The sequence below is a fragment of the Qipengyuania sp. genome (assembly GCF_042095715.1).
Taxonomy (GTDB): Bacteria; Pseudomonadota; Alphaproteobacteria; order Sphingomonadales; family Sphingomonadaceae; genus Qipengyuania.
Genome location: NZ_JBELMO010000052.1, coordinates 1 through 25,337, shown reverse-complemented (window position 1 = coordinate 25,337; position 25,337 = coordinate 1). Strand labels below are relative to the sequence as shown.

At 62.9% G+C, this 25,337-nt stretch carries 20 protein-coding genes; 11 read left to right on the top strand and 9 right to left on the bottom strand.

The genetic code is table 11. The features are described from left to right. From ACFDTG_RS12025 to lipB, 3 genes are all read right to left on the bottom strand, one after another. Nucleotides 1-417 (bottom strand): hypothetical protein (locus ACFDTG_RS12025; RefSeq protein ID WP_375291291.1); only part of this gene is annotated, 417 nt, incomplete at its 3' end. 142 nt (nucleotides 418-559) lie between these two features. Next, nucleotides 560-841 carry a hypothetical protein gene (locus tag ACFDTG_RS12020; protein ID WP_375291290.1) on the bottom strand — a complete coding sequence of 94 codons (282 nt, stop codon included), beginning with the start codon at nucleotides 839-841 and terminating at the stop codon, nucleotides 560-562. A 5-nt stretch (nucleotides 842-846) separates the two neighbouring features. Continuing rightward, nucleotides 847-1,518, bottom strand: a complete 672-nt coding sequence (lipB, locus tag ACFDTG_RS12015; protein ID WP_375291289.1) for a lipoyl(octanoyl) transferase LipB — start codon at nucleotides 1,516-1,518, stop codon at nucleotides 847-849. A gap of 68 nt (nucleotides 1,519-1,586) precedes the next feature. Between lipB and ACFDTG_RS12010 the strand changes: the two genes are divergently transcribed. Then, the gene (locus ACFDTG_RS12010) at nucleotides 1,587-2,411 is read left to right on the top strand and encodes a hypothetical protein (protein ID WP_375291288.1); all 825 of its coding nucleotides are present in this window, start codon (nucleotides 1,587-1,589) and stop codon (nucleotides 2,409-2,411) included. Here ACFDTG_RS12010 and ACFDTG_RS12005 read toward each other — a convergent pair whose 3' ends face one another. Further along, a complete protein-coding gene (locus tag ACFDTG_RS12005; protein ID WP_375291287.1) occupies nucleotides 2,412-3,056 on the bottom strand; it encodes a class I SAM-dependent methyltransferase in 645 nt (214 codons plus the stop codon). A gap of 92 nt (nucleotides 3,057-3,148) precedes the next feature. On the opposite strand from ACFDTG_RS12005, the gene ACFDTG_RS12000 reads away from it, so the two are divergent. Continuing rightward, complete coding sequence (locus ACFDTG_RS12000; protein WP_375291286.1) at nucleotides 3,149-4,504, top strand: MFS transporter; 1,356 nt, start codon at nucleotides 3,149-3,151, stop codon at nucleotides 4,502-4,504. Between the two features lies 1 nt (nucleotide 4,505). Here the strand turns inward: ACFDTG_RS12000 and arsC are convergent, their stop codons facing one another. The 3 genes from arsC to ACFDTG_RS11985 are packed head-to-tail and all read right to left on the bottom strand — an operon-like array spanning nucleotide 4,506 to nucleotide 6,203. Beyond that, entirely contained in the window at nucleotides 4,506-4,847 is a 342-nt protein-coding gene (gene arsC / locus ACFDTG_RS11995) for an arsenate reductase (glutaredoxin) (protein WP_375291285.1), read from the bottom strand. Beyond that, nucleotides 4,844-5,404, bottom strand: coding sequence for a (2Fe-2S)-binding protein (locus ACFDTG_RS11990; RefSeq protein WP_375291284.1), 561 nt, complete (start codon nucleotides 5,402-5,404; stop codon nucleotides 4,844-4,846). The genes arsC and ACFDTG_RS11990 overlap by 4 nt, the downstream gene beginning before the upstream one ends. 25 nt (nucleotides 5,405-5,429) lie before the next feature. Continuing rightward, on the bottom strand, nucleotides 5,430-6,203 hold the full coding sequence (locus ACFDTG_RS11985) for a class II aldolase/adducin family protein (protein WP_375291283.1): 774 nt from the start codon (nucleotides 6,201-6,203) through the stop codon (nucleotides 5,430-5,432). A 148-nt stretch (nucleotides 6,204-6,351) separates the two neighbouring features. Here ACFDTG_RS11985 and ACFDTG_RS11980 point away from each other — a divergent pair, with 148 nt between their 5' ends. From ACFDTG_RS11980 to ACFDTG_RS11950, 7 genes are all read left to right on the top strand, one after another. Beyond that, nucleotides 6,352-8,730, top strand: coding sequence for a chemotaxis protein CheA (locus tag ACFDTG_RS11980; protein WP_375291282.1), 2,379 nt, complete (start codon nucleotides 6,352-6,354; stop codon nucleotides 8,728-8,730). Continuing rightward, the gene (locus ACFDTG_RS11975; protein ID WP_375291281.1) at nucleotides 8,730-9,179 is read left to right on the top strand and encodes a chemotaxis protein CheW; all 450 of its coding nucleotides are present in this window, start codon (nucleotides 8,730-8,732) and stop codon (nucleotides 9,177-9,179) included. The genes ACFDTG_RS11980 and ACFDTG_RS11975 overlap by 1 nt, the downstream gene beginning before the upstream one ends. A 66-nt stretch (nucleotides 9,180-9,245) precedes the next feature. Next, entirely contained in the window at nucleotides 9,246-9,611 is a 366-nt protein-coding gene (locus tag ACFDTG_RS11970) for a response regulator (protein ID WP_375291280.1), read from the top strand. Between the two features lie 11 nt (nucleotides 9,612-9,622). After that, a complete protein-coding gene (gene cheB / locus ACFDTG_RS11965) occupies nucleotides 9,623-10,726 on the top strand; it encodes a chemotaxis-specific protein-glutamate methyltransferase CheB (RefSeq protein ID WP_375291279.1) in 1,104 nt (367 codons plus the stop codon). Next, nucleotides 10,717-11,580, top strand: a complete 864-nt coding sequence (locus tag ACFDTG_RS11960; RefSeq protein ID WP_375291278.1) for a CheR family methyltransferase — start codon at nucleotides 10,717-10,719, stop codon at nucleotides 11,578-11,580. Before cheB ends, ACFDTG_RS11960 begins: the two co-directional genes overlap by 10 nt. Nucleotides 11,581-11,684: 104 nt before the next feature. Beyond that, nucleotides 11,685-13,223: a putative bifunctional diguanylate cyclase/phosphodiesterase gene (locus ACFDTG_RS11955; RefSeq protein ID WP_375291277.1), complete on the top strand. Its 1,539-nt coding sequence runs from the start codon at nucleotides 11,685-11,687 to the stop codon at nucleotides 13,221-13,223. Between the two features lie 118 nt (nucleotides 13,224-13,341). Continuing rightward, nucleotides 13,342-14,664 (top strand): methyl-accepting chemotaxis protein, encoded by a 1,323-nt coding sequence (locus tag ACFDTG_RS11950; RefSeq protein ID WP_375291276.1) that lies wholly within the window; start codon nucleotides 13,342-13,344, stop codon nucleotides 14,662-14,664. A 4-nt stretch (nucleotides 14,665-14,668) separates the two neighbouring features. Here the strand turns inward: ACFDTG_RS11950 and ACFDTG_RS11945 are convergent, their stop codons facing one another. Together ACFDTG_RS11945 and ACFDTG_RS11940 are read right to left on the bottom strand one after the other, a co-directional pair. Next, nucleotides 14,669-18,004: an amidohydrolase family protein gene (locus ACFDTG_RS11945; RefSeq protein WP_375291275.1), complete on the bottom strand. Its 3,336-nt coding sequence runs from the start codon at nucleotides 18,002-18,004 to the stop codon at nucleotides 14,669-14,671. A 52-nt stretch (nucleotides 18,005-18,056) separates the two neighbouring features. Next, nucleotides 18,057-18,941: an HpcH/HpaI aldolase/citrate lyase family protein gene (locus tag ACFDTG_RS11940; protein ID WP_375291274.1), complete on the bottom strand. Its 885-nt coding sequence runs from the start codon at nucleotides 18,939-18,941 to the stop codon at nucleotides 18,057-18,059. A 199-nt stretch (nucleotides 18,942-19,140) separates the two neighbouring features. Here ACFDTG_RS11940 and ACFDTG_RS11935 point away from each other — a divergent pair, with 199 nt between their 5' ends. Further along, on the top strand, nucleotides 19,141-20,817 hold the full coding sequence (locus ACFDTG_RS11935; protein WP_375291273.1) for a ShlB/FhaC/HecB family hemolysin secretion/activation protein: 1,677 nt from the start codon (nucleotides 19,141-19,143) through the stop codon (nucleotides 20,815-20,817). Further along, on the top strand, nucleotides 20,817-25,337 hold a 4,521-nt coding region (locus tag ACFDTG_RS11930), incomplete at its 3' end, for a beta strand repeat-containing protein (RefSeq protein WP_375291272.1). The genes ACFDTG_RS11935 and ACFDTG_RS11930, both read left to right, overlap by 1 nt.

Below are 25,337 nucleotides of genomic sequence, written 5' to 3'. Positions count from 1 at the left end.
GTCTTCCCCGCCCACGACCACCATATTCCCTTCGTCCGTCATGCCGTCCGGCGTCCAGCACCGCCTCTGCGCCTCGGTTCCATCGGGAAGGAAGCATATCGAGCCATCGGCGCGGCGATCCCAGGCGCCATCGTGAAACGGCTCCCCATTCTTGACATCGCGATAGCGGCCATCGGCATCCAGGAAAGTGGTGTAGCTGCCTCCGTCGGCTCCGGAGGCACGCCAGGCCGTACCCGTCAGATCATCTGGAATTCGCGATGGCTTGTCAGCTGGAGCCTCGGCCATCGCTTCGGCCCCGGCTTCGGTCGCAGGATCGGCCGCGGAATCGGATGGCGCTGCTCGCGGGTCACCCGGCGCGCAGCCTGCAATCGTGCCAATCGATACGAGCAGCACCGGCGCAACAAAGAGAGACCTCACACGACACTCCTTTTGCCCGCGCCCACCCTCAGCGGGTCGGTGGAAGGGCGCACAATAGGGGAAAGTATCGTGACGGGCATCAGTTTGCGACATGGTCTAGGACCACCGCGCGGGGAGGTCAAAGACCTAGCGGGGGCCACCATCATTCGCCCGCTGGCGATACGGTTTCTTCCGAGGGTTCCGTCGAGGGGGTGGGAGCTTCTGGCGACGTAGGCCCCGATGCTGGATCCACTGCTGCACTCTCGCCGATCTTGGGCGTCTCCACTGCCAGCGGATTGGTCGACCGCAGTTCCTCCAGCGGGATCATGTCGTCGCTGATCGTCCCGCCCAGCACTTCGCCAGCCGCACTTCCCCGTTCATCGCTCGCCGGTTCGTCCCCCGAGCCGTTGCAGGCGGAAACACAAAGCGCGACTGGAAAGGTCATCAGGATTAATCTTGTGCGCATGTCTTCCCTTCAAGAGCCCCGGTAAACTCGCCGAAGCGGGCCAGCAATGCCGTATCGAAGGCCGCCGGCGCAAGATCGATCCCCAGTTGCGCGAGGCTGGTGACGCCGAATTCCTCGATTCCGCACGGTACAATGCCGCTGAAATGAGAGAGATCCGGCGCAATGTTCACGGAAAAACCGTGCATCGTCACCCAGCGCCTGACGCGCACGCCAATGGCACCGACCTTCGCCTCGCGTCCATCGTTATCGCGCGTCCATATCCCTATCCTGCCGGGCGCTCTCCATGTCTCAAGGCCGAGATCGCCCAGCGTCGAAATCACCCAGCCTTCGAGCGCGCTGACGAAACAGCGAACGTCGCGGCCCCGCTCGCGCAGATCGAGCATCACGTACCCGATTCTCTGGCCAGGCCCGTGATAGGTGTATCGCCCACCCCGCCCCGCCTCAACGACATCGAAGCGGGGATCGAGCATCTCGTCACGCGCCGCGCTGGTGCCCGCGGTGTAGACAGGGGGATGCTCCAGCAACCACAGCAATTCTTTTGCCGTGCCATCTGCAATCGCGAGATTGCGTTCGGTCATGAGCGAGAGCGCTTCGCGGTACGGGATGGGTGCAGAATCGCACCGGATCTCCACCTTATCGGGGGGCAGGCTGGCCATTCGGATTGCGTGGGGTGCACCAGCGCGCTTATCAAGAGCCTAATCGCGCTAGGAACATTACACTGCCCATGAAACTAGATCTGAATGCGGCTTGGGAAAGCGCCGTCAAGCTTGTCCGCAAGAACCGGGAGATGATCCTCGTCCTTGCCGGTGTCTTCTTCTTCCTGCCCTATGTCGTCTTCGCACTCTTCGTGCCGATGGATGGCTTCGCCAGCGCGGCTGAAACGGGCGAAAGCGGCGCGATGATGGTCAGCTTCAACGCCTTCGTCGCTGATTATTGGTGGGCTGTTCTTCTGTTGTCGCTCGTCCAGACGATTGGCGGCACCGCGATCATGGCCGTCATCGGCGACCCTGCGCGGCCGACGGTCAACGATGCCATGACGCGCGGTCTGTCGCTGCTGCCCAGTCAAGTGGGTGCGCAAATCGCCATTTCGGTCGCCTTTCTGATTATTATAATCTTGGCTATAATGCTGGGTTCACTGGGCGGTTCGCGGACGCTGGCCACCACCTTCGCCATCTTCAGTCTGCCGGCCTTACTCTACCTGGGAGCACGCCTCTCACTCAGTTCGCCCACCATCGCCATCGAACGTCGCATCAATCCGATAGCCGCGATAACGGGGTCCTGGCGACTGACACGCGGAAATGGTTTAAGGCTGTTCTCGTTTTACCTGCTGCTGCTCGTTGCGTTTCTGGTCGTCGGCCAGGTGCTGGCGCTAGTCATAAGCCTTCTCACCGCACTGCCCGGAGCGGAATTGGCCAAGATCCTCGACGCGATTCTGTCGGGACTGCTGAATGCGACCTTCGCGGTGATCATCTACGCCGTCCTCGCCGCGGTTCACCGGCAGCTGGCACAGGCAGCGCGGGTACGATCCAGCGACGACGAGACGCCGTAGTCAGCCCTCGCTGCTTTCGCTCTGTTTCCAGCCCCAGAACAGTCTGCAGGGCGGTATGTTGCGCCATTCGAAGCCATTGTCGATCCGCTTGAAGTGGCGCGCCATGAAGGCCTTGGCCTGCGCGGAATATTGATAGACGAGAAAGGCGCCCCCGGGCCGAATGACGCGGTGGGTTGCGGCTGCGATCCCCGGGCCGACGCCTTCGGGAAGGGTCGAGAACGGCAGGCCGGAAAGAACATAGTCGGCCCCGTCGTAGCCATGAGCCGCGACGATCGATTCCACATCCTCCGCCGAACCGAGAACCGCGTGAAAGCGGCTGTCGCGGAAGACCCGGCGCAGATAGTCGATGTATAGCGGATTGGTGTCGATGACGATCAATGCCCCGTCGCGGCGCAGATTATCGAGCACTGCCTGGCAGAACGTGCCGACGCCTGGCCCGTATTCCACGAAAACCTCGCACCGGTTCCAGTCCACCGGGGCCAGCATTTTGGCCACGGTGAAGGGAGAGGACGGGATGACCGCCCCGACCATCCGCGGTTCTTCCATGAAGCCGCGAAAGAATACACCCCACTGACCGAGCAATCGAGCGGCGCGTGCGGCCAAATTGGGGCGACGAATCGCTACCGCACTGTTGGAACCTGACAAACGCGAACCTCTTGGTGATTTTGCGCAAGCACGCCGTCTTGCAAATCGGCTGCGGCATTGCAAGGTTTCCCGCGTCGGCCTAGCCCCGCCTCATGGCCGAACGCGATCCCGCCCTGACACCCGCGATACCCCAAACCGGCGGGATTTCTCGCGCGCGCATGGCGTTGCTGTTCCTCGTAATGCTGACGACCGCGGCGGGCAACACGGCAATGCAATCCGTCATGCCCTCCATCGGCACGAAGATGGGCGTCGCGGACGTCTGGATCAGCCTGGCCTATACGTGGTCGGCTCTGCTGTGGGTCATTTGCGCACCGATGTGGGCCAGGCGTTCCGATCAGCGCGGGCGCAAGGCGATGATGGCCCTGGGCATGATCGGTTTTTCCGCATCCTTTGGCCTGTGCGGACTGGTGATGATGGCGGGGCTGGAAGAGCTGATGTCAGCGGGTCTCACCCTGGCGCTGTTCGCTGCCGCTCGCAGCCTTTATGGCGGCTTCGGTTCTGCGGCACCCCCAGCGGTGCAGGCCTATGTCGCCAGCCGCACCCCACGGGCAGAGCGTACCAAGGCGATGGCGCTGATCGCTTCGAGCTTTGGGCTCGGGACGGTCATCGGCCCAGCAATCGCACCGCTGCTGGTCTTCCCCGGCCCCGGGCTATCGGGCCCGTTCTTTATTTTTGCCGCCTTCGGCATTCTGGTCCTGATCGCGCTGCGCCTGCGCCTGCCCAATGACGATCCGACTTTCGCCGCGCGGGGCCAGATCACAGCTGCGCCGTTCAGCGCGAGCGCGAGCAACTCTGCCGGTCCCTCGGACGAGGGAACGGAGGCGCTGGAAGGAACGATCCCGGATCTGAGCTGGCGTGACCCGCGCTTGCGGCCCTGGCTGATCGCCGGGCTGGTGGGTGGCCACGCACAAGCGGCCTTGCTGGGCCTGGCCGGTTTCTTCGTGCTCGACCGGCTGGGCTTGCGCAGCGATCCCATGGCGGGGGCCGGGCCCGTCGGCACCGTTCTGATGGCGGGCGCGGGGGCGACGCTGCTGGCGCAGTGGGGGCTCATCCCCAATCTCAAAATGGGGCCCAGGACCTCTCTGCTATGGGGCATGGTGCTGGCGCTCATCGGAACGGCGTTTATCGCCTTGTCTTGGGACCTTCATTCCATCGCCCTGGGCTTCGCAATCACATCGCTCGGCTTCGGCCTCTACCGGCCCGGATTCACCGCCGGTGCGAGTCTTGCCGTGAGCAGGGCGGAGCAAGGGCAGGTCGGCGGAATAGTCGCGTCGCTGAACGGGGCGGCCTATATCTTCGCCCCCGCGCTCGGCGTGTGGATCTACAATCACGAGGAGTGGCTGGCGTTTTCCCTGATCGGCGGCCTGTGCGCCCTGGTCCTCGGCTGGGGCTGGCGCGCGCTGGAAGCCGACTCTGTTCTGGAAGCGCGGCGCGACACCGCCGACTGAACTAAAGAATCTCCAGCACCGTCTCCTGCGGCCGGCACAGCCGCACACCCTTGTCAGTTTCCACAATCGGGCGATTGATCAGGATCGGATCGGCAACCATTGCGTCGAGAACCGCATCCGGCGTCGCGCCGGGCAGGCCGCGTTCTTCCGCATCGGTGCCGCGCAGTCGCAAACCTTCGTTCGGGCTCATCCCCGCATCGCGGAACAACTGGGCCAGCTTGTCGCGGCTGGGAGGCGTCTTGAGATATTCCACCACCTCGACCTCGCAGCCACGTTCCTCGAGCAAAGCCAAGGTCTTGCGCGAAGTGCCGCATTTGGGGTTGTGCCAGATTGTCGCCTTCACCTTGCTGTCTCCTCTTCAGTGGCACCGCTGCCCAACGCGGGCACCGTGCGAGCGGCCTCTTCGCCCGAAATTCCGGGAGCCGGGAGTGCATTCAGAACCTCTTCCCTGCGCCGAACCCGACCGGCACGGCCGATCGCGGCCAGAAGCCGCGGATAGACGCCGCACCGGCAAAGATTGGGGATCGCCTCCCGGATCGCTGCATCCGAAGGGTTACTGTCCCTGCGCAGCAGAGCCGCCGCCGAGATCACAATTCCGGGGGTGCAGAAGCCGCATTGGATGGCCTGCTCCGCCACCATGGCCTGCTGCACGGGGTGCGACCGGTCCCTGCTAAGCCCTTCGATCGTGGTGATGGACCGTCCTTCGGCTTCGCCAATGGTCACCAGACAGCTGCGCAGCGCCTCTCCGTCGACAAGCACCATGCAGGCACCGCAATCGCCCACGCCGCAGCCATATTTGGTCCCTGTAAGATTGGCGGCATCGCGCAGCGCCCACAGCAGGGGCGTGTCCGGGTCCATCGCAAAGTCGACGGGCCGTTCGTTGACGGTCATCGCGGTCATGAATGCGGGCCGGTTGGCGCGTTCGTCAGTTCTGCCAGCTGTCGTCGATGCGGGTGATCTTGCGCTTCCATGCTTCGAAATCGAACACGCCAGCGCCGCCCTGGGATGACATCACCGAAAGGTCGCGCTGGTGCACTTCCACCACGTCGTCCCCCACGGAGACGGGATTGCCCATAGACAAGGTAGCGACCTGGATTTCGCAGGCGCGCTGCAGGCTCCACATGCTCACGAACATTTCCGGAATGCTCCGTCCCATGACGACCGGGCCATGGTTTTTGAGCATCAGAACGCGCTTGTTGCCCAGGTTTTGGAGCAGCCGTTCCCCTTCCTCTGGGCGTACCGTCACGCCTTCGAAATCGTGATAGCCGATCTGGTTCTGGAAATTGCAGGCATAGAAATTGATCGGCAGCAGCCCGCCCTCATGGCTGCACACGGCCATGGTTGCCGTGGTGTGCACATGGCAGATCGCATTGGCTCGCTTGCCGAGCTTCTCATGGAAGTAGGCATGCTGGGTGAAACCCGCCTTGTTCACCATGTAAGGCGACCCGCCGATGTTGTTGCCCTCGACGTCGATCTTCACAAGGTTCGAGGCGGTCACCTCATCATAGAGGAGCCCGAACGGATTGATAAGAAAAGCGCCCTCTTCGCCCGGCACGGCAACGGAGATGTGGTTGTATATGCTCTCGCCCCAGCCGAGATGATCGAAGATGCGATAGCAGGCCGCAAGGTCGAGGCGGGCCTTCCATTCCTCTTCACTGCATTCGTAGTTGAGGTTCGCGTGCTTCGCCTGGGTCGCCATCGGGTCATCTCCTGCCTTTTGCCGCCTTATCGCATGCCAGGGGCGGTGTCGGCAAGCGGTACGCCCGGCCCACGCGGACCGCTGCAAACGCTTTGGTAACCATCCTCGGGCATAGCCGGCCGGAAGCATTTTGGGGACGCGCGCGCATATGGACGATCTGTTGGCGGACTTCGTCGCCGAGACACGCGAGATGCTGGAGGCCGTGGGCGGCGAGATCGTCGCCTGGGAAGCCGATCCGGCCGATCGCGCGCGCCTCGATGCGATCTTCCGGTTCGTTCACACGGTCAAGGGCAACTGCGGTTTCTTCGACTTTCCTCGGCTCGAAAAACTCAGCCATGCGGCGGAAGACGCATTGGCGGAATGCCGTGGCGGCCGCCGCGAACCCGACAGCGGGCTGGTTTCTGGTGTCCTAGCCATCGTCGACCGTATCGGCGAGATGACCGACGCGATCGAGGCGGGCGAGGACTATCCCGAAGGCGGTGACGAGGAACTGGTTGCCGCCCTCAGCGCCTCGGCCTCCACGGCCGCGATGGAGCCGGTAGCTGCCAGTCCGCCTTACGACGCTGGCTCTCCGGGTGCATCTGGCGCCGACGGAACCAAACCAGGCAAGACCGCGCTGCAGCGAACAATTCGTCTGCCGGTGTCGCTTCTGGATGAAGTGATGAAGGGTGTGTCCGACATGGTTCTGGCTCGCAACGATCTGGCGCGCCGCCTCCGCGAGGCCGGCGAGCAGCCGACCATCGACGGCCCTTTCGAACGCCTGTCCTCCATCCTCGCCGATGTCCGGACCGGTATCACGCGGATGCGCATGCAGCGCCTTGAATATCTCTTCGGATCGATCCCGAGGCTGGTTCGCGACCTGTCTGCCGAACTGGGAAAGCAGGTGATGGTCGATTTCGAGGGCGGCGACGTCGAACTCGATCGCGAGATGATCGAGATGGTGCGCGATCCGCTCACCCACATCATCAGGAATGCCATCGATCACGGTATCGAAGCGCCGACGGATCGGCTCAAGTCGGGCAAGAGGGAAATCGGGCTGTTGCGCTTCACGGCGCGCCAGTCGGGCAATCGCATCAGCCTGATCATCACCGATGATGGAAAGGGTGTCGCAGGCGACCGGCTGGCAGCCAAGGCGGTGGCGGCTGGGCTCTACAGTGAGGCCGAGGTCGCCGCATTCAGCGAACGGCAGAAATTGCTCCTCATGTTTGAACCCGGGCTTTCGACGGCCGACAGCGTCAGTTCGGTTTCGGGCCGCGGCGTCGGCATGGATGTGGTTCGTGCGAATATCGAAAAGGTCGGCGGCTCGATCGATGTCTCTTCCCGCCCCGGGGAGGGCACGTCGTTCTACCTGCAATTGCCCCTCACCCTGTCCATAATCTCCGCCTTGACCGTGGAAGTGGCTGGCCAGCTCTACGCGATACCGCGCAGCTATGTGGAGGAGGTTGCGCTGGCCAGCGTCCAGGGGATCGAGTTCGCGCGTGCCGGGGAGCGCAAGCTGATTACCTTCCGCGACCGCAGGGTGCCGTGCATTGCCTTGGCCGATGTGTTCGGGCTCAGCGAAGCGGATCGGATTTCCTGGGGCCGGATGACTCTCATCCTGGTGCGTTTGGCCAGCGACGATGTCTTCGCTTTGGGTGTCGATCGGGTCCACGATCATGAGGATGTGGTGGTGAAGCCGGTTGCGCCCGCAGTAATGGCAACCGGGCTTTACGGTGGCACGACCCTGCTGGACGATGGGCGCCCGATCATGCTGCTCGATATTCCCAGCATCGCCTCCCAACGCGGGCTCGACAACGAAATAAAGAACCGCTCAGGTGCGGAGGACGAGCCAATTCTCGAAGAGGAGAAGTCCGCCGTTCCCGTCATGCTTTTCAAGGGGCTGGACGGGCGCAAACGTGCATTCCGGCTCGAGATGGTACGCCGGATCGATACCATCGAGCGCGAAGCGATCGACGTGGATGGGGCAAGCGCCAAGGCCATTATCGACGGTCAGATTTTCGATCTCGCAGGCCATGACACCGGACCGCTGCCGGAAGGCAGGTGCCGCCTGCTGCGCCTGTCCGATGGCGAGCGCGAACTGACCTATGTCGTCTCCGAAGTTCTCGATGCAGCGGCCATCACCGAAGAGGTCACGCCGGAATTGGATGATCCCGCCATAGAGGGCGTCACTCTGATCCAGGGTGGCCTGGTCCCGATCATGGACGGCTTCCGCCTGTTCGCCTCACGCCCGTCCAAGCCGCGGTCGCAATCCAATCCTGTTTGCCGTCTCCCTCAGAACAACGAATGGTCGCGCACCATCCTTGAACCACTTGTGCGTGCTGCCGGGTATTCTGTCATCGCAGAGAAATCCGTGGAGGCCGACGTCGCCATTCTGGTGGACGAGTTCGAAAGCGAAAGCGCTGGTCCCGCGCGCGCTACTATTCGCCTGACGAGCAAGCAGGACGCCGCCGCAGAGGGCGCGATATATCGATATGACCGCGAGGCACTGCTCGGCGCGCTGAGGCAAGCCTGCAAGGGAGCCGCATAATGTCCGAGCTTCTGCTTATCTGCCTGGTTGCCGGGCGGCGGGCCGCGATCCCGACCGAACGCGTGTTGTCCGTAATCGAGCTGGAAGCGGTGACGCCAATCCCGCGCGCCCCGGAATTCATAGTGGGATTGGCCGCGCTGCGCAGCCAGGCGCTGACAGTCATAGATTGCCGGGTGTCGCTCGGTTTCGAACCCAGCAAGCAGGTTGTCGGGAACCGCGCAGCCGTAGTCGAGCATGAAGGCCACCGCTACGCGCTCCTTGTCGATGCCGCCTTCGACGTCGCGGAACCATTGACCGATCCGGTCGCCGTGCCGGGCGGGTTCGGCGAGGGGTGGCAATTTGCCGCGCAAGGTATGGTGGAAACCGACAGCGGCCCCGCTTTGCTGGTCGATGTCGATCAGATCCTTGCCGGCCCCCGCCTCGCTCGAGATCACCTTAGCGCGGCTTAAGCCAATAGTTACCCCTCCCTGTTACTCCGCTTCAGAAGTCCAGAATCACGCAAGGGCGCGTTGCACATGAAAAGCTGTCTTATCGTCGATGACTCCAGGGTGATCCGCAAGGTTTCCCGGCATATTCTCGAAACCCTCGGCTTTTCGGTCGAGGAAGCCGAGAACGGGCAACAGGGTCTGGACCATTGTGATTCAACGATGCCCGACGTCATTCTCCTGGACTGGAACATGCCGGTAATGACCGGGATCGAATTCATCAGCAAACTTCGTCAGCGCGAGGGCGGTGACAAGCCCAAAGTCGTGTTCTGCACCACTGAGAACGATGTGGCGCACATCCGCGAAGCCATCAGCGCCGGTGCCGACGAGTATGTGATGAAGCCCTTCGACCATGAGACCCTGCAGATAAAGCTCCAGCTCGTCGGCATGGCCTAAGGGCCGGTACCATGGCCGCCGTCCTCACCGACCGGGTTTTCCCCGGAGCGGACAAGCTGTCTGCGAATACTTCAGCGGACGCTGACGTTCGCGTGATGATTATCGATGATTCTCTCACCGTTCGCACGGTGTTCAAGCGGATGATCGACAGTGAAAACGACCTTGTCGTCGTGGCGCAGGCGGGCACGGCGGAACAGGCGCTGATGACGCTGCGATCCACCCGGATCGACGTGATACTCCTCGATCTGGAAATGCCCGGCATGGGCGGGCTCGAAGCCCTGCCGCGCATACTGGGAACCGCTGCCGGCGCGCAGATTCTCGTGGTTTCATCACTGACCGCCGATGGTGCCGAAGCTACCCTCCGCGCGCTCCAGATGGGTGCTGCGGACACCATGCTGAAACCGCGTCCTGGCGGTTTCACCGAGGATTACCGCAACGGGCTGCTGGGCAAGATTCGTGCACTGGGCGGAAAGCCGACGATTGACGATTCGCCTTCGCCCGCAATCATCGCAAGGTCGAGAATTCCCAAGCGCCCTCACGTCGTCGCGATCGGCGCTTCCACGGGCGGTATCCATGCGATCAACCTGTTTTTACGGGAAATTCCGGCGCATTTCGATCTGCCCATCCTTATCACCCAGCACCTTCCCGAAAGCTTCATACCGGTGTTCGCGCGGCAGATCGAAGCGGCCAGCGGCCGAGAGGCGATGCTGGCCGACGAGGGCGTCATAATAGCCCGTGGCAAGGTATTCATCGCACCGGGGCATGGTCACATGGTCTTGAGGAAATCGGGCGATCGGGTGATTGCCGGCCTTGCTCATCACCCGGTCCAGAGCGGTTGCCGGCCGTCGGTCGATCCCATGTTCGAATCGCTGGCCGAGGCTTACGAGGGGCATGTCGCCGGGGTACTGCTTTCCGGCATGGGCCGCGACGGCAGCGAAGGTGCGGCCAAGATCGCAGACGCAGGCGGCGGCATCTACGCGCAGGATGAGGCAACCTGCGCGGTATGGGGAATGCCCCGGGCGGTCGCGGAAGGCGGTATCGCCATCGCCGTATGCCCGCCGGAGGAACTGGCGCGCAAAGTGCTTGCTTCTGCCGGAGCGGACGCGTGGCGCTGACAAACGCATCCCATCGCATCATCGCCGATCTGCTTGCGGCGCGAACCGGTCAGGAATTGACCGAATCGCGGCTCTGGCGGTTGCCATCGGCCTTGGCCTCGATTTTCCGGGAGCGGGGAATCTCGAATATCGAGCAGCTGGTCTGTCTGCTCGAACTCCCCGGCGAACAGAAACTCGCGGGAGAGATCGTTGAGGCATTACTGAACAACGAGACCTACTTCTTTCGAGATCACGCGTATTTCGCGACCTTGTCTCACAACGTCCTGCCCGAGCTTGCAAGGCAGCGCGCGGCAACCCGGCGAATTAGCATCTGGTCTGCGGGCTGTTCGACCGGCCAGGAAGTCCTTTCGCTGGCGATGCAGTTCGCGGAGCAACCGGCGCGGTGGAACGGATGGCAGATCGACCTGTTGGGTACCGACGTTTCCGGCAAGGCGATCGCAACCGCGCGGTCGGGGGTATATTCCCAGTTCGAGATCCAGCGCGGTATCAGCGTCGCCCAGATGCTGAATTTCTTCAGCGAAACCACGGGCGGTTGGGAAGCAAGCGAGAAAATTCGCGCAATGACGCGCTATCAGCAGCACAATGTGCTGGACATGCCGCCAGTGCCGGGGCGCTTCGATCTGATTCTTTGCCGGAACGTGTTGTTGTACTTCGATCTTGATACACGTCGCCGCGTGTTCGACCGGCTTCACTCGGGCTTGGCGTCCGATGGGCTGCTCATGCTAGGCGCAGGCGAGACGGTGGTGGGCCAGACGGACAAGTTCGCTCCTGCCACCTGCGGCTCTGCCTTGTACAAATCGACCACCTCTCAGGACGCCAACCAAACCAGCTGGCCCAGGGCAGCAAACGCATGAGGTGGAACTCGGCAAATACCAAGGTTGTTTGGTTTACGGTTCCTTAGCCAAACAAGTCCTAGAGGTCATGCGAGTTTCGCAATGAGGCGAACCAAGGGGGCCACGTGCCAGCGTTAGGACAGGAAAGCTGGAAGACATCGCGTCTCGTGGTCCTTGGACCCGCGGCGATCCTCTCGGCGATCTTTATTGTCACTATCCTGACCAGTTTCACCGCCTCCGGGGATGCGGGCTCTGCACCATGGGCGACTGCCCTGGGTTCGGCATGCTTCATCCTTGCGGTGATCCTGCTCACCCGCGCAGGGTTGAAGCAGATCGTCCGGCTCGAGCAGCTCAGCCTGACCGATACCCTCACCGGTCTCAGGAATCGCCATGCTTTCCATGTGGACTTCCGCCGGTTTGAGCGCGCCAGCGAAGAAATGGCCATCGCGCTGATCGACCTGGATGGTTTCATGCTCGTCAATGAACATTACGGGCATGCTGTGGGCGATCGTTCCATCTGCGAATGCGGCAGGATCATTCTTGACGTGTGCGGCGCGGAGGCAACCGTTTATCGTCTCGGCGGCGATGAATTCGCGTTGCTCAAGACCGGGTCGCTGGCGGCTACCCTGCTGGAAGGCTTGTGCCATAGAATCGTCGAACGACTGATAAGGCCCGTGCAGGTGGATGAGCGTCGTCTCACCTTGGGCGCCAGCATTGGCCTGGCGCGCCGGTCGGTCGGCGAAACCCTTACCTCATCGGAGTTGCTGCGTCGTGCAGACGTAGCGATGTACTCGTCGAAGCGCAGCGGAAAGGCCCGGTGTACCTGGTACAGCCCCGATTTCGATGCAGCTCGTGAACGGGCGCGTAAATTGGACGACGAGCTTCGGCTAGCGCTTACGAACGAGGAATTTACCCTTCACTATCAGCCACTGATCGATTGCCACACCAGTCAGGTGGCTGCGGTCGAGGCCCTGATTCGCTGGAATCGTCCGGACGGCACGGACATCGGCCCAAGCATTTTCATACCTGTCGCTGAAGAATCGGGACTTATCAATGCGATCGGTCTGTGGGTGATCCGCAAGGCGTGCACCGATGCCCAGCAGTGGGAAGGGATCAAACTGTCGGTGAACATTTCGCCCGTGCAGCTCCGAAATCCGGAATTTCCCATCCAGCTTGGCCACATTCTCGAGGAGACCGGTTTCGCCCCGGAACAACTCGAACTCGAGATCACGGAGACCTGTCTCGTTCTCGATCCGGTCGTCGCCGAGCGCAGCCTCGCTGTAATCCACGATTTCGGCGTAAACGTGGTGCTCGATGATTTCGGAACCGGTTATGCCAGTTTCGGATTCCTGCGCCGGTTTTGTTTCGAGAAGCTGAAGATCGACCGCAGCCTCGTTGCCCAGGCTGTCGAAGACCCAGGAAGCCGCGCGATGATTCTCTCCTCCATCGCAGTGGCGCGCGCAATGAACATGACTGTGACGGCAGAGGGCGTCGAAACCGCCGAGCAGGTCGAGATGGTCAAGGCTGCCGGTTGCGATCAGATCCAGGGCTGGTTCTATTTCGCGGGTATGCCGGCCGAAGAGGTCTCGCAGCATTTTGGTCTGACCATCGGAGGGCCGACCGTTTACGCGATCGACAGCGCCCAGCGCCGGGTCGCGGGATAGTCGCCGGAGCACGCGCCGAATATCTCGACCGATTAACCCAATCTCAAGCCTGTCGTTTCTATGGTGAAGACTAGGTTTACCGGGGGATGCGATACCCATGACTGCGCCCACATTGATTATGAACAAAGAGCTGAGCGACGAAATTGAAGCCATGGTCGTAGAACCGGTGAGTTTCATCGAGGACCGCTATTGGCTGGCGTCCTGGTTTAACCGTAAACCGCTCGCCGAAAAACTTCGCTGGGCTGTCGGCAGCATCATGGCGGCTCTCGCCATCGTTACGCTTGCGGCCTTCTTAGGCTTCGTGCTTCCTTCGTGGTCGCCCCTGTTTGGCGTGCTGATAATGATCGTCGCTACGGCAGGCCTCGTTGCGGGTTGGCTTCAGGCGCGGCGCATACTTCACGATAGCATCAGACCAATCCGGAGCCTGACGAGGGAAATGGGCCGTCTTGCTTCAGGCCAGCGCAATATCGAAATTCTGGGACTGGATCGGCAGGACGAAATCGGCGAGCTTGCCCGTTCGCTCAGGGTCTTCGTCAAATCGGGACACAAGCTCGACGAACTTTTCGCGGCGCGAAAGGAAGCGGCCGAAAAGCGCAAGACAGATTTGATGGAGCTTGCCGGCGCGTTCGAAAATTCCGTGGCCGATGTCGTCGGCGGGGTTGCAGCGGCTTCCAGTCAGTTGCAGGCCACGGCCAGCAGCATGGCGGTGGCGGCGGAGCAAGCTTCGGTCCAGTCCACGCAGGTCGCCATGTCCATGGATCGCGCATCCTCGGGCGTGACCGCGGCGGCGGCGGCTTCCGATGAATTTGCAATGTCGATCGGCGAGATCAGCCGCCAGGCGACCAGTTCCGCCGAATTGGCGCGCCGCGCGACCGATGCAGCAACCAACGCTGACGAGACCATCTCTGCGCTGGCCGCCTCGGCAGAGCAAGTGGGACAGATCGTCGAACTCATCAGCTCGATCGCCCAGCGCACAAACCTGCTGGCGCTCAATGCCTCTATCGAGGCGGCGCGGGGCGGAGAAGCGGGTCGCGGCTTTGCGGTGGTCGCATCAGAGGTGAAGGAACTCGCCACGCAAACCAGCCGCGCCACGGAGGAAATCGGGGATCAGATCCGGGCCATGCAGGATTCGACCGTGGCTTCCGTGTCAGCTCTCCGCTCCATCGGTGAACAGATCAAAAGCCTCGAGACCACGGCGATTTCGATCGCCAGTGCAGTGGACCAGCAATCGGTAGCCGGGCAGGACCTTGCCCGTTCGATTGACCTTGCAGCCAGGAGTTCGGACGAGGTTGCCAGCAACATCGCCCATGTGCGCGAGGCATCAAGCTCCACGGGCGCGGCCGCAAGCCAGGTATTGACCAGCGCGACCGAGCTGGAAGGCCAGGCGGACTCGCTGCGGCGTCAGGTCCAGGATTTCCTGTCGCGAGTGCGAGCCGCCTGAGCAATCATTCCCACCAATACGGGCGGCGCTTCGCGTCGCCCGTTTCGACTTCATTCATCGTCCGAGCGTCGTAAAGCCTTCCGCCGAGCATGACGCGATCGATATCGGTTGAATTGCGAATGTCCTGAGAAGGATCGGCATTCAGGACGATAAGGTCGGCAAGCTTACCCGCTTCGATGCTGCCAATATCGTCTTCCATACCCAGCGACCGGGCGGGCTCGATTGTTCCGGCCCGCAGCGATTCGATCGGGCTCATTCCGCCTCTCACGAAGCTCCACAGTTCCCAGTGAGCCGCGATTCCCGCCTGCTGCCCATGGGCCCCGATCGAAACATGGCGGCCGGTCTCCGCGACCTTCTTGGCCTCACGGGCGGATTCATCGTCCACGAAAGCCCACTCCGGCGCCTTGGTCCTGCGCGCAGTCTCGGCGAGCAGCTGTCGAGGAGGCGTATGCACCAGCAGCGGGTTGTCGAACACGTCCGTCGCCTGGCGCCAGTATGGATCGGCGGCCAACCCGCCGTAGGTCACGACCAGCGTGGGCGTGTAACTGGTTTGCGATCCGCCAAAGAGCTGGAGCACGTCCGAATACATCGTGGCGACCGGAACATTGTGTTCCAGCGTCGAATTGCCGTCGGCAATGATGCTCATGTCCATCCCGAAGAGCGAGCCACCTTCGGCGACGACAAGCATGTTCTCGGCCGCAGCAGCCTGTACGACCTGCTGGCGCTGCTCGCGCCGCGGCTGGTTGTAGTTCTTGATCGAAACACCGCCCTGCGCCTTGATGCGCCGAACGTGGTAAAGCGCGTCTTCGTATCCATCGATACGCGCATAGACGCCCGCTGCCTTAGCGCCGTAAACGATCTCGCCCGTAGAGAAGATACGCGGTGCCAGCAACGCGCCCGCCTGTTGCCGCTCGGCCGCGGCGAAGATCGCGCTCGATTGGGACGACGGGTCGTGCAAGGTGGTCGTGCCGAGCGCCAGATTTTGCACCAGTGACCAGTTCTGCTGCGGCACGATATCGCCCTGCCCCTGCGCGCCGTGGGCATGGGCATCGACCAGACCGGGCATGATCGTCTTGCCGGACATGTCGATCGTCTTGGCTCCGGCAGGGATGGAAACGGATTGCGCGGGGCCCACGGCAAGGATGCGGTCGTCGCGAATGACGATGGTGCCGTTTTCGATTGTGCCCGCATCTGCCGACGCCATCGTAAGTACGCGGGCATTGGTCAGAGCGAGAGTTCCGGAATGTTTGGCTGCCGCAACGGTCCTGCCGAGCGAGATCCCGGATTTCGGCTGTGAGAATTCGGGCGCATCGGCTTTTCGTGGCGCAGTCGCGAACATGTTCGCGACCTGGGCCTGATAGAACGTCGGCCCCATCGACCAGGTGAGCGTATCGCCGCCGCGGCTCCAGCCGATGTAATCCGCCCCGCCCTTGCTTGCCCGCACGACGGGCATTGAGCTGGTCCGTTCTCCAACTTCGACCGCCTGGGCGCCAGGCACGAAGGGCATGGCGAATACTTCGTAGTTCTGACGAAAGGCAAGCGTACGCCCATCGGGTGCGATGCGGAAGTCATTGGCAAGCTCGCCTTGCGCATGAACGCGCTGGGCTTCGCCGTTCAGGTCGCTGGAAAGCAACTGGAGCTTACCCTTCTCGCGGCCGAGCATGAAGATACGATCGTTGTCCGCGCCGAACTGCGGGTCCGTGTTGCCGCGCGAAACGAGGGTCGGATCGCGTCCCGAAACCGGAACGCGATAGACCCCGGCGTTTTCGCCGTAATCGGGCGACAGGAGATACCCGCCCTCGCGCTTCTCGAAAACGATGGTTTCGCCATCGGGAGAGAATTGCGGCACGGCGTAATGTCCCGGTTCCCGCGTCAGGGCACGAGCGCCCGAACCATTTGCATTGGCGACCATGATCTGGCCGAGCCCGCCGTCGGTCCAGCGAACCCAGGCCAGCTGCCGGCCGTCACGGGAAAAGGTCGGCCAGAGTTCCAGCGCATTCTCCTCCCGCGTGAGCCGTTGGGGCGCGCCGCGATTGACGTCCTTCACCCACAATTTGCCCAGGCTTTCGAACACGACCCGCCCTCCGTCCGGACTCATCGTGGCGAATTTGACCATCTTCGTTTCGAAACTGTCGGGCCCGACCGGGATCTTCGGATGCGGAGCATCGGCAACCGATCGCATGTCGTCGATCTGGAACGGGATGACCCTGGGTGCGCCGCCTTCGGCGGAAATGCGGTTGATTTTCCCTCCGGCCCAATAAACCAGTTCCCGGCTATCGGGAGTCCAGTCCATCATCGGATAGACTCCGTAGACCGCCCAGGTTTCCTGCATATCACGGTCCAGGGTATCGGTGAGCATGCGCTCCTGCCCGCTTTTGAGATCCTTGACCCACAGTTCGGTCTTGTCACGGTTGCGGCGCAGGAAGGATATCTTCTTGCCATCCGGGGATGGCTGCGGACGTACCGCACCGCCAGAGCCTCCCACCGCGGTGGTGACGTCGCCAGTCGAGAGGTCGTAACGCTCGATCGCGAAAATGCCGGCGTTGGAATCCTGCGCATATTCGAAAGTATTTCCCTGCGAGGTATTGCGGGTGTAATAGATCGCATTGCCTTGGGGCGCGTAGACCGGTTCGCCCAGTTCCTTCTGCAATTGCTCGTTCGCGCGCTCCACCATCGCGACGCCGCTTCCGCCCGAAAGGTGATAGATCCACACTTCCCCGGTGCCGAGCGAGCGCTGGGTGGTGAACTGCTTCTTCGCCGCGATGTAGCGCCCGTCCGGGCTCCAGCTCGGCTGATTGAGAAGGCGGAAGTCCTCCTTCGTCACCTGGCGCTTGTCACTCCCGTCGGCATTCATCACCCAGATATTGTCACCCCCGCCGCGGTCGGAGGTGAACGCGATCCGGCCCCCGTCCGGCGAAAAACGGGGCTGAACTTCCCACGCCATTCCCTCGGCAATCCGGGTTGGCGTGCCGCCGTCGATCGGCATGGTGTAGATGTCGCCCAGAAGGGAAAATGCCAGCGTACGACCATCAGGTGCCACGTCGACATCCATCCAGGTGCCCTCGTCGGTGCGGATGGGGATCTGGCGCAGAGTGGCGCCGCGCGGGACGCTCACATCCCACTTCTGCTCGTCTTCCTTAGCCAGCGCTGCCTGCGGAACCGCTGGACTCGTTACGGCCGGCTGTCCCGTCCCTTCGGCAGGCTTCATATCCTGGGACGCGTCGACCTCCTGCTCCTCCACCGGATTGGGGGACGGGGGCGGATCCTGGTCTCCGCTCTGGGCGGCAGCAGCTTCCAGGCAGAAAAGGGCGGCGAGGACGGTCGCGGCGGTGTATTTCATTCGGTGGTCTCCCTTGGGCGGCGGGCCTAAAGATCGGGGGCGAATTCGCAAGTCAGTCTTCGGCCAGCGCAAGCAACTGGCGTGCACGGCTGAGATGCGGACGATCCAGCATTCCACGCGGGCCCGAAATTGCGCCCACCCCCGGATTGGCCTCGAACAGCGCGACGATTTCCCGCGCCTCCTGGATTTCATCCTCGCTCGGCGAGAAGGCCGCGTTTATGACATCGATCTGCGCCGGGTGAATGGCCAGCATGCCGCGAAAGCCATCCTGCCGGACGCGTTCTGCGCGCGCCTTGAGGCCGGCAAGGTCGCGAAAATCACCCATGATTGTCTCGATCGCCGGAACGGCCGCTGCGGCGGCGCCCAGCAAGCAGAGCGAGCGGGCGAGCTCGTATGTGGGGCGATAGCGGCCCTCCTCATCCATATTGTCCAGCGCACCGATGGAATCGGCAAGATCTTCAGCGCCCCAGCTCATCGCCGCGAGACGGGGCGCATCGCGATAGGTGCCAGTAGCGAACATCGATGCCGCGGTTTCGGTGACCAGCGGATGGAGCAGAAGCGAACCCGGATCGATCCCATGGGCGGCTTCGAGATCGCCTAGCAGGGCATCGAGCCGGTGCATGTCCTCGCCGCTTTGCGACTTTGGCAGCATAATTCCGGCGGGCCGGGCAGGCACCACCGCGGCAAGATCGTCTTCCGCTATCCCGCTGTCCAGCGGGTTGATCCGGACCCAGATCCGATGCCGCCCTTCCCCGGCCGCCGCGAGGGCCGCAGCGACGGTGCTGCGTGCGGCGTCCTTTTCGCCGGGAGCTACCGCGTCTTCCAGATCAAGGATGACCTGATCGGCGGCCCCACCGAGCGCCTTTTCGATCTTCCGATCACTGTCCCCCGGCGCGAACAACCATGAGCGATAGCGAGCTGAAAATTGCTTGGTCATGGCTTTCCATAACCCCCCAGTCCGACAGGCCAAGGCAAAATCCGGATTTGATTTTGAGGCGGTTTTGCGCAATCAGGAAAAAAACAGCCGTGTCGCATCGTGATTTTCGAAGGCTTGCGCTTTCGCAAAGGGGGTCCTGATGTCTCGGTTGGCTTTCAAGCCTGTTTTTTCGCTTTCCATACTTCTGTCGACAGCCGCAATGGCCCTGCCCGCAACGGCGCAGACCGTTCCTGGGCGCGAGGAACTGCGCGAAGTTACGCAGCAGCCCGAAACCGCGCCCCCGCGCCTCGAGATTGCGGGCGGCGTCGAGCGTTCGCCTTGTCCACTGGCGGACCCGCAATACGACGACATCACGGTTTCCATTTCCGAGGCGCGCTTCAATAATCTGAAGGGCGCCGCTTCCGCCGAGCTGGAGCCGGCGTGGAAGCCGTTCGCGGACCAGCCTCAGCCCGTCGCCGTGCTGTGTGAGATCCGCGATGCCGCTGCCACGATCCTGCGGAACAAGGGCTATCTGGCCGCCGTGCAGGTACCGACGCAGCGAATCGAGAACGGCGTGGTCGACTTCGAAGTGCTCTATGCGCGCGTCACCGCAATTCGCGCCCGCGGCCAGACCAGGGGGGCCGAGCGCAAGCTCGAACAATATCTCGCGCATCTCACAGAACAGGAAATTTTCGACCGGAACACGGCCGAACGCTACCTGCTGCTCGCCCGCGATCTGCCCGGCTACAATGTTCAGCTCACCCTGAAACCCGCAGGCACCGGGCCGGGTGATCTGATCGGGGAGGTGACCGTCCTGCGCCGGCCCTTCTCCGTCAATGCCACAATCCAGAACTATGCCGCCAGCGCCACCGGGCCGTGGGGCGGACAATTGCGGGCCCAGGCTTTCGGCCTCACCGGGCTAGGAGATGCCACGTCGCTGAGCGTCTATTCGACCAGCGATTTCGAAGAGCAGCAGATCTATCAGGCCGCGCACGAGTTTCGCCCGGGAAGCGAAGGGCTCGTCATCTCCGCAGAGCTGACCTACGCCGTCACCCGCCCGGATATCGGCGCGGCCAACCCCGGCAGCAACCGGCTCATCGCCAAGACCTTCTACGAAAGCCTTGGCATCACCTATCCGGTCAGGCGCACACAGGGCGCCAGCGTCTGGATCGGGGGTGCGCTGGACCTGATAAATCAGGACGTGGATTTTCTCGTCCCGCTTTCTCGCGACCGGCTGCGCGTGCTTTCGGCCTATAGCCGCTTCGATGCCGTCGACCTTACTCGGCGCCTGCCCAAATGGCGCGCCCGGGGCGAAATGGAACTGCGTCAGGGCATCAACATCTTCGATGCGACCGATGGCTGCATCCCGGCCACCTGTCCTGCCGGAAGCGTTTCCCCCAGCCGCATCGACGGGAAGGCCGACGCCACCCTGATCCGTGCCCGCCTCAGCGGCGAAGTCGCGCTCGGGCAGAAACTGGCCCTCGCCTTCGAACCGCGCGCGCAATACGCCTTTTCGCCGCTGCTCGCCTTCGAGGAATTCACCACCGGCAACTATACTGTTGGCCGCGGATATGATCCCGGGGCGCTGACCGGTGACAGCGGAATGGGACTCAGGACCGAACTTCGCGGCCCGCGTCTCCCGTTCGGCCCGGCGGATGATTTTCAGCTGCAACCTTACGGCTTTCTGGACGCCGCGCGGGTCTGGACCAAGAACGCGGCGCTTTCCGATTCGCTCTATTCGGCCGGAGCCGGCCTGCGCGGAGCCTGGTCGGACAGGCTCAGCCTGGATGCCACGCTGGCCGTCCCGCTCAAGGATGCGGGGCTCTTGGGCCGGGATGGCGATGTCCGCTTCTTAATCACCCTTACCTCACGTCTCCTTCCCTGGAGGACCAACTGATGTCGCACCGCCCCATTCTCCGCCCCGCTCTCGGCTGCTCGCTGGTCGCCCTCGCTACCGCTCTGGCCAACGGTCCGGCCGCCGCCCAGCAAGCGACCGGCAGCTTCCAGGGGAGCGCCGACGTGGTGTTCGGATCCGTCGAAATCAGCGACAATCCCGGCGTTACCCGGATCGATATCTATGACACCAACGCCGTTATCGACTGGACGCCGAACGACACCACCGGCACCGGTCTAATCAATTTCCAGCCTGCCGGCACGCAGGCGATTTTCAACGGAGTGGAAGGCAACTTCACCGTTCTCAACCGCATTCTTCCCAGCAATGCCGCCCGCGCCGTGCAGTTCGACGGCAGCGTAATTTCCCAGTTCCAGAGCGCCAATTCGACCACCACCGGCGGCACGGTCTTCTTCTACAGCCCGGGCGGGATCGTGATCGGCTCCAACGCGGTGTTCGATGTGGGCAATCTGGGGCTGACCACCGCGGCCCCGGTCGTGGACGGTAATGGCAACTGGTATGTGAACAACGCCGTCCAGTTCAGCCAGGCGGTGAGCGGAACGGCCATCGACATCCAGGGCCAGATCACTGCCAGCCAGGCCGGCAGTTACGTCGCGGCCTTTGCGCCCTATGTCGCGGTGGGCGGCGGTATCGATGTGAATGGACAGGCAGCACTGGTTTCAGGAGAAGCGGGCACGATCACATTCGATCCCACAGGCCTTTTCAATATTGAGGTGTCGGTCGGGAGCGACGGGAACGCCAACGGCAACGGCCTTGGCTTATTCGTCAACGGATCGGTCGGCGGGCCCGCGTTCTCCAGCGGCTCTGTCCACCGTGTATATATGGTGGCGGTGCCCAAGAACCAGTTGTTGACCATGGCCATCACAGGGGGCAATCTTGGCTTCGACGTGGCGGGGGCAGCCGACGTCGATGGCAACGCGGTTGTCCTGTCCGCTGGTTACAACGTAACAGGAGGCCAGGTTTCGACTGTTCGCGCAGGGGGGACCGGCACCGGACGCGTCGCCATCGGCGATGCGATCATCAATGGGGAACCCGCGCCCACCAATGTCTCATCCGCGCTGATTGCCCGCGCCAGCGAGCAAGCCTTTATATCGAGCACCCAGGGCGGCACCTATTCTTCGGACGTGTCGCTAAGGGGCGATGGCGGTGCCTCCATTCTCGCGTCCAGTGGATCCGTGACGTTCAGCGGCGATGTGGATGTCAGTTCAACGCTCGATGGCACTTTTCGCCAGACCACGGCCGCGAATGCGTTCATTCAGGCGAACGGGGGTGATATCTCCATCTCCGGAAATGCAACCGCAGTCGCCAACAACAGCAATTTCGGGTCCAGTCCAGATGGTCTGGACCGACAGGGTGGGACGGTTCGCCTGTTTGCATCAAACGCCGGAACACTGACCGTAGGTGGGCAGGCTCAATTGCTTGCCAACGGGTTCGGGGGTAATGATACCGGTCAGGGCGTGACCGGCAACGGGACGGGCGGTTCTGCCGTCGCACAAGCGACTTCGGGTGGCGCGCTCCTCGTCAATGGAAACATCACTGTCTCGGCTGACGGAAACGCAGGCATTTCGTCCAGCGCGTCTGCGCATCGCGGAAGCGGGGGGATTGGGGGGACCGCCCAAATCCTCGCAACCGGCAGCGATGCGCGGGTCACGGTCGGCGGATCCGCCTTTGTCAACACGCCCGCGGTCGGATCGAACGGCCGCGGCGATGGCAGCGGCGGTGGGCCAGGCGGCACCGCTACAGGCGGAACAGCGGAAATCGGCGGTGACATTGGTGCCAACAATCGCATTACCATCGGCGGCAGCGCATTGGTCGCTGTAACCACCCAAGGCGGAGCCGGTTTCGGAGTCTCGGGCGGCAACGCCACTGCTGGCTATGCCTCGATCAATGCGGGCAACGGCACTACGATCACCCTGACCGGCGATGCCGATGTTCGGAACCAGGTTACTGGCGGAGACACGCTGGATAACACCGGGTTCGTTACCGCACCCGGTGCTGCTGGCGGGACAGCCACGGGAGGCAGGGCTTTCGTCACGACGTTCAACTCCGGCGGCGTCATCAACACCTCCAATCGCCTGTCCGCCAACAGCCTGGTCCAGGGGGGCAGGGGCTCGGCCACGACTGCCAATGGCGGAGACGCGGTCGCCGGCAATGCACAGGTCTATCTAGTCAATGGCACGCTGAACGCGGGCGGAGTGATCGAGATCACGTCGCAGGCATTCGCTGGTGACGGCGTGGATGGCGGCAGCGCCACGGTGGGTGAAAGCGGCCTGTCCGAAGCCGGGGCATTTGCCATCAATTCCACCCTGACCGCAATCGGGCCGATTTCGCTGTCGACGACGGCGGAGGGGGGAAGCGGCATAAACGGGGGCGCTGGCGGCAGCGCCCAAGCCGGCCAGATCGCCGTTCAGGCCCAGAGCAGCGCCGACGGATCGAGCCGGATCGAAGCGGGCACGCTTAATTTCGACAGCTTTGCCTTCGGCGGCAACGGCGGGGCGGGCACCGGTTCAGTTGATGGCGGTGCTGGCGGCATGGCAGAGACCTTTGGCGCCACCCTTCTGGCCAGTGCCGGCAACGGCACGCTGCAGATCGGCACCGCCTCGATCAATACCTACGCGCAGGGCGGCCTGGGCGGATCGGCCGAAGGGGGCACGGGCGGGCGCGGCGGCGACGGCGTGGCCGGATATACCCAGTTCGGCACGCAGAGCGGTCAGGACGTCGGACCGGGGAATTCGGGCAGCGCAACCTTCAATACGGTGGAAGTGAATTCCAGCGGTCTGGGCGGGAGTGGCGGTTCGTCCACCTCCGGCACGGGCGGAGCAGGAGGCGACGGCTCCTCCTTCGGCGCTGCGCTGCTGGTGCGCGGTTCGCCGGTTACGGCAGCGTCGATCGATCTGGAAGCTGATGGGGCGGGCGGCGACGGTGGCACAGGTGGAACCTCGGCAGGCGCGGGCGGATACGGCCTGGCCGGATCGCTCGGCATCGTCGCGAGCAACCGTTTCAACCGGGCCGAGCGGGGCAGCGCGAATATCGGGAATTTCTCCGCGTTTTCCAACGCTGGCGGCGGCACGGGTTCGACCCAGGGCGCAGCTTATTTCGCTTCCGACGACGGGATCTATGCGACGCAGGCAGACATTACGATCGGGGATGCCTCGTTCGATCAGAGTGCGGAGATTGTTCCCCCCACCGCGCTGGTGGAGGTCTACACCCCCCTCACTATATCCCTGACCGACGCGACCTTGAACGTCACGCAGAGGATGTTCCTCTCCACTTCGAACGCCGTGGCGTTCGACCTCGACAATTCCGAGTTCACGCCGGCGATCCTCAGCGTCGCCGCGAACGAAATCGTCCGCCCGGCCGAGGCGCCCGCCAATCAAAGTCCGATCGATGGCGGGGTCATCTCGCTGGACGCCACTACGATCGACCTCGCCACCCCGCTGATCGCGGATGCGGTGCTATTGTCCGGCGGTGACCTCATTTCCGTGGAATCGATACAGGCCGCCACCATCAGCGCGACCGCAGATGCCGGCCTGATCCGGCCGACCGGTGTCTGGAATGCGGATACCATGGTGATCTCCTCCAGTCTGATCGACCTCACTGCCGGATCGCTGGCGGGCAACGGCGCGGATGCGACCATCACTCTGGCCAGCAGCAACGAGGATGGGATGTTCCTGGGGGACGGGTTGGCCGGAACGTCGGGATACCGTCTGGGCAATGCCGAATTCGCAAATATTACCGGCACTATCCTGTTCAGCAATATCGTCCAGCCAACGGCCGGACCGGACATTCTCATCGGAAATCTCACCGTCACCGGTACGCAGCTTGGCGCCGGCAGCCTCCAGTTCTTCAGTGACGGCCTGGTGCGCATCGAAGGGACGTTGACGGGCGTAGGGCTGGCGGAAACGAACGATGTCGGAATCGCCGGAACCAGCATCGAGGTGAACGCCGCCACCGGCGGGATCGACCTGCGGGGCAACGGCCCGCTCGGCCTTGGCGGCTCGCTGACCTTGCAGGCACAGAACATCCACGTCGCCAGCCCCGACATTCTGGCAACGCTGCGCGCCGACCCGCAACCGTCGAACATCGCGGATCTGATCAACACCCCCGCGGCAATACAGCGGCCCGGAGGGTTGCTGCGGGCCACCTCGATGTTCATCTACCCCTCTGCGACGCTGTATGTGCAGAACACCGGCACGGCGGATAATCCGGCCGGGTTCCTCACCACCGCCGAGGGCGGCGCGATACTGCTTGGCACCGGCAATTCTCAGTCACCGCCCGTGCGCGTGTTCATCAACGGCCAGCTGATCGATCCGGATGGCGAGCTGATCACCGGCGGCGCCGTGCGCGATGCGATCGTAGAAGGCTATCAGGGCCAGCCCAGCGACGCCGCCGCGGACTCGACGATCAACGGCTGCCCGGTGATCGGCGACAATTGCGCGGCTGCTCCCCCACCTCCTCCTCCTCCTCCTCCTCCTCCTCCTCCTCCTCCTCCTCCTCCTCCTCCT

Excerpts from the sequence above, each read along its gene's own strand:
- ACFDTG_RS12020 (WP_375291290.1), bottom strand. The coding sequence starts at position 841 with ATGACCTTTCCAGTCGCGCTTTGTGTTTCCGCCTGCAACGGCTCGGGG.
- cheB (WP_375291279.1), top strand. The coding sequence starts at position 9,623 with ATGGCCGCCGTCCTCACCGACCGGGTTTTCCCCGGAGCGGACAAGCTG.
- ACFDTG_RS12000 (WP_375291286.1), top strand. The coding sequence starts at position 3,149 with ATGGCCGAACGCGATCCCGCCCTGACACCCGCGATACCCCAAACCGGC.
- ACFDTG_RS11980 (WP_375291282.1), top strand. The coding sequence starts at position 6,352 with ATGGACGATCTGTTGGCGGACTTCGTCGCCGAGACACGCGAGATGCTG.
- ACFDTG_RS11975 (WP_375291281.1), top strand. The coding sequence starts at position 8,730 with ATGTCCGAGCTTCTGCTTATCTGCCTGGTTGCCGGGCGGCGGGCCGCG.
- ACFDTG_RS11990 (WP_375291284.1), bottom strand. The coding sequence starts at position 5,404 with ATGACCGCGATGACCGTCAACGAACGGCCCGTCGACTTTGCGATGGAC.
- ACFDTG_RS11945 (WP_375291275.1), bottom strand. The coding sequence starts at position 18,004 with ATGAAATACACCGCCGCGACCGTCCTCGCCGCCCTTTTCTGCCTGGAA.
- ACFDTG_RS12010 (WP_375291288.1), top strand. The coding sequence starts at position 1,587 with ATGAAACTAGATCTGAATGCGGCTTGGGAAAGCGCCGTCAAGCTTGTC.
- ACFDTG_RS11935 (WP_375291273.1), top strand. The coding sequence starts at position 19,141 with ATGGCCCTGCCCGCAACGGCGCAGACCGTTCCTGGGCGCGAGGAACTG.
- ACFDTG_RS11940 (WP_375291274.1), bottom strand. The coding sequence starts at position 18,941 with ATGACCAAGCAATTTTCAGCTCGCTATCGCTCATGGTTGTTCGCGCCG.
- ACFDTG_RS11970 (WP_375291280.1), top strand. The coding sequence starts at position 9,246 with ATGAAAAGCTGTCTTATCGTCGATGACTCCAGGGTGATCCGCAAGGTT.
- ACFDTG_RS11950 (WP_375291276.1), top strand. The coding sequence starts at position 13,342 with ATGAACAAAGAGCTGAGCGACGAAATTGAAGCCATGGTCGTAGAACCG.
- ACFDTG_RS11985 (WP_375291283.1), bottom strand. The coding sequence starts at position 6,203 with ATGGCGACCCAGGCGAAGCACGCGAACCTCAACTACGAATGCAGTGAA.
- lipB (WP_375291289.1), bottom strand. The coding sequence starts at position 1,518 with ATGGCCAGCCTGCCCCCCGATAAGGTGGAGATCCGGTGCGATTCTGCA.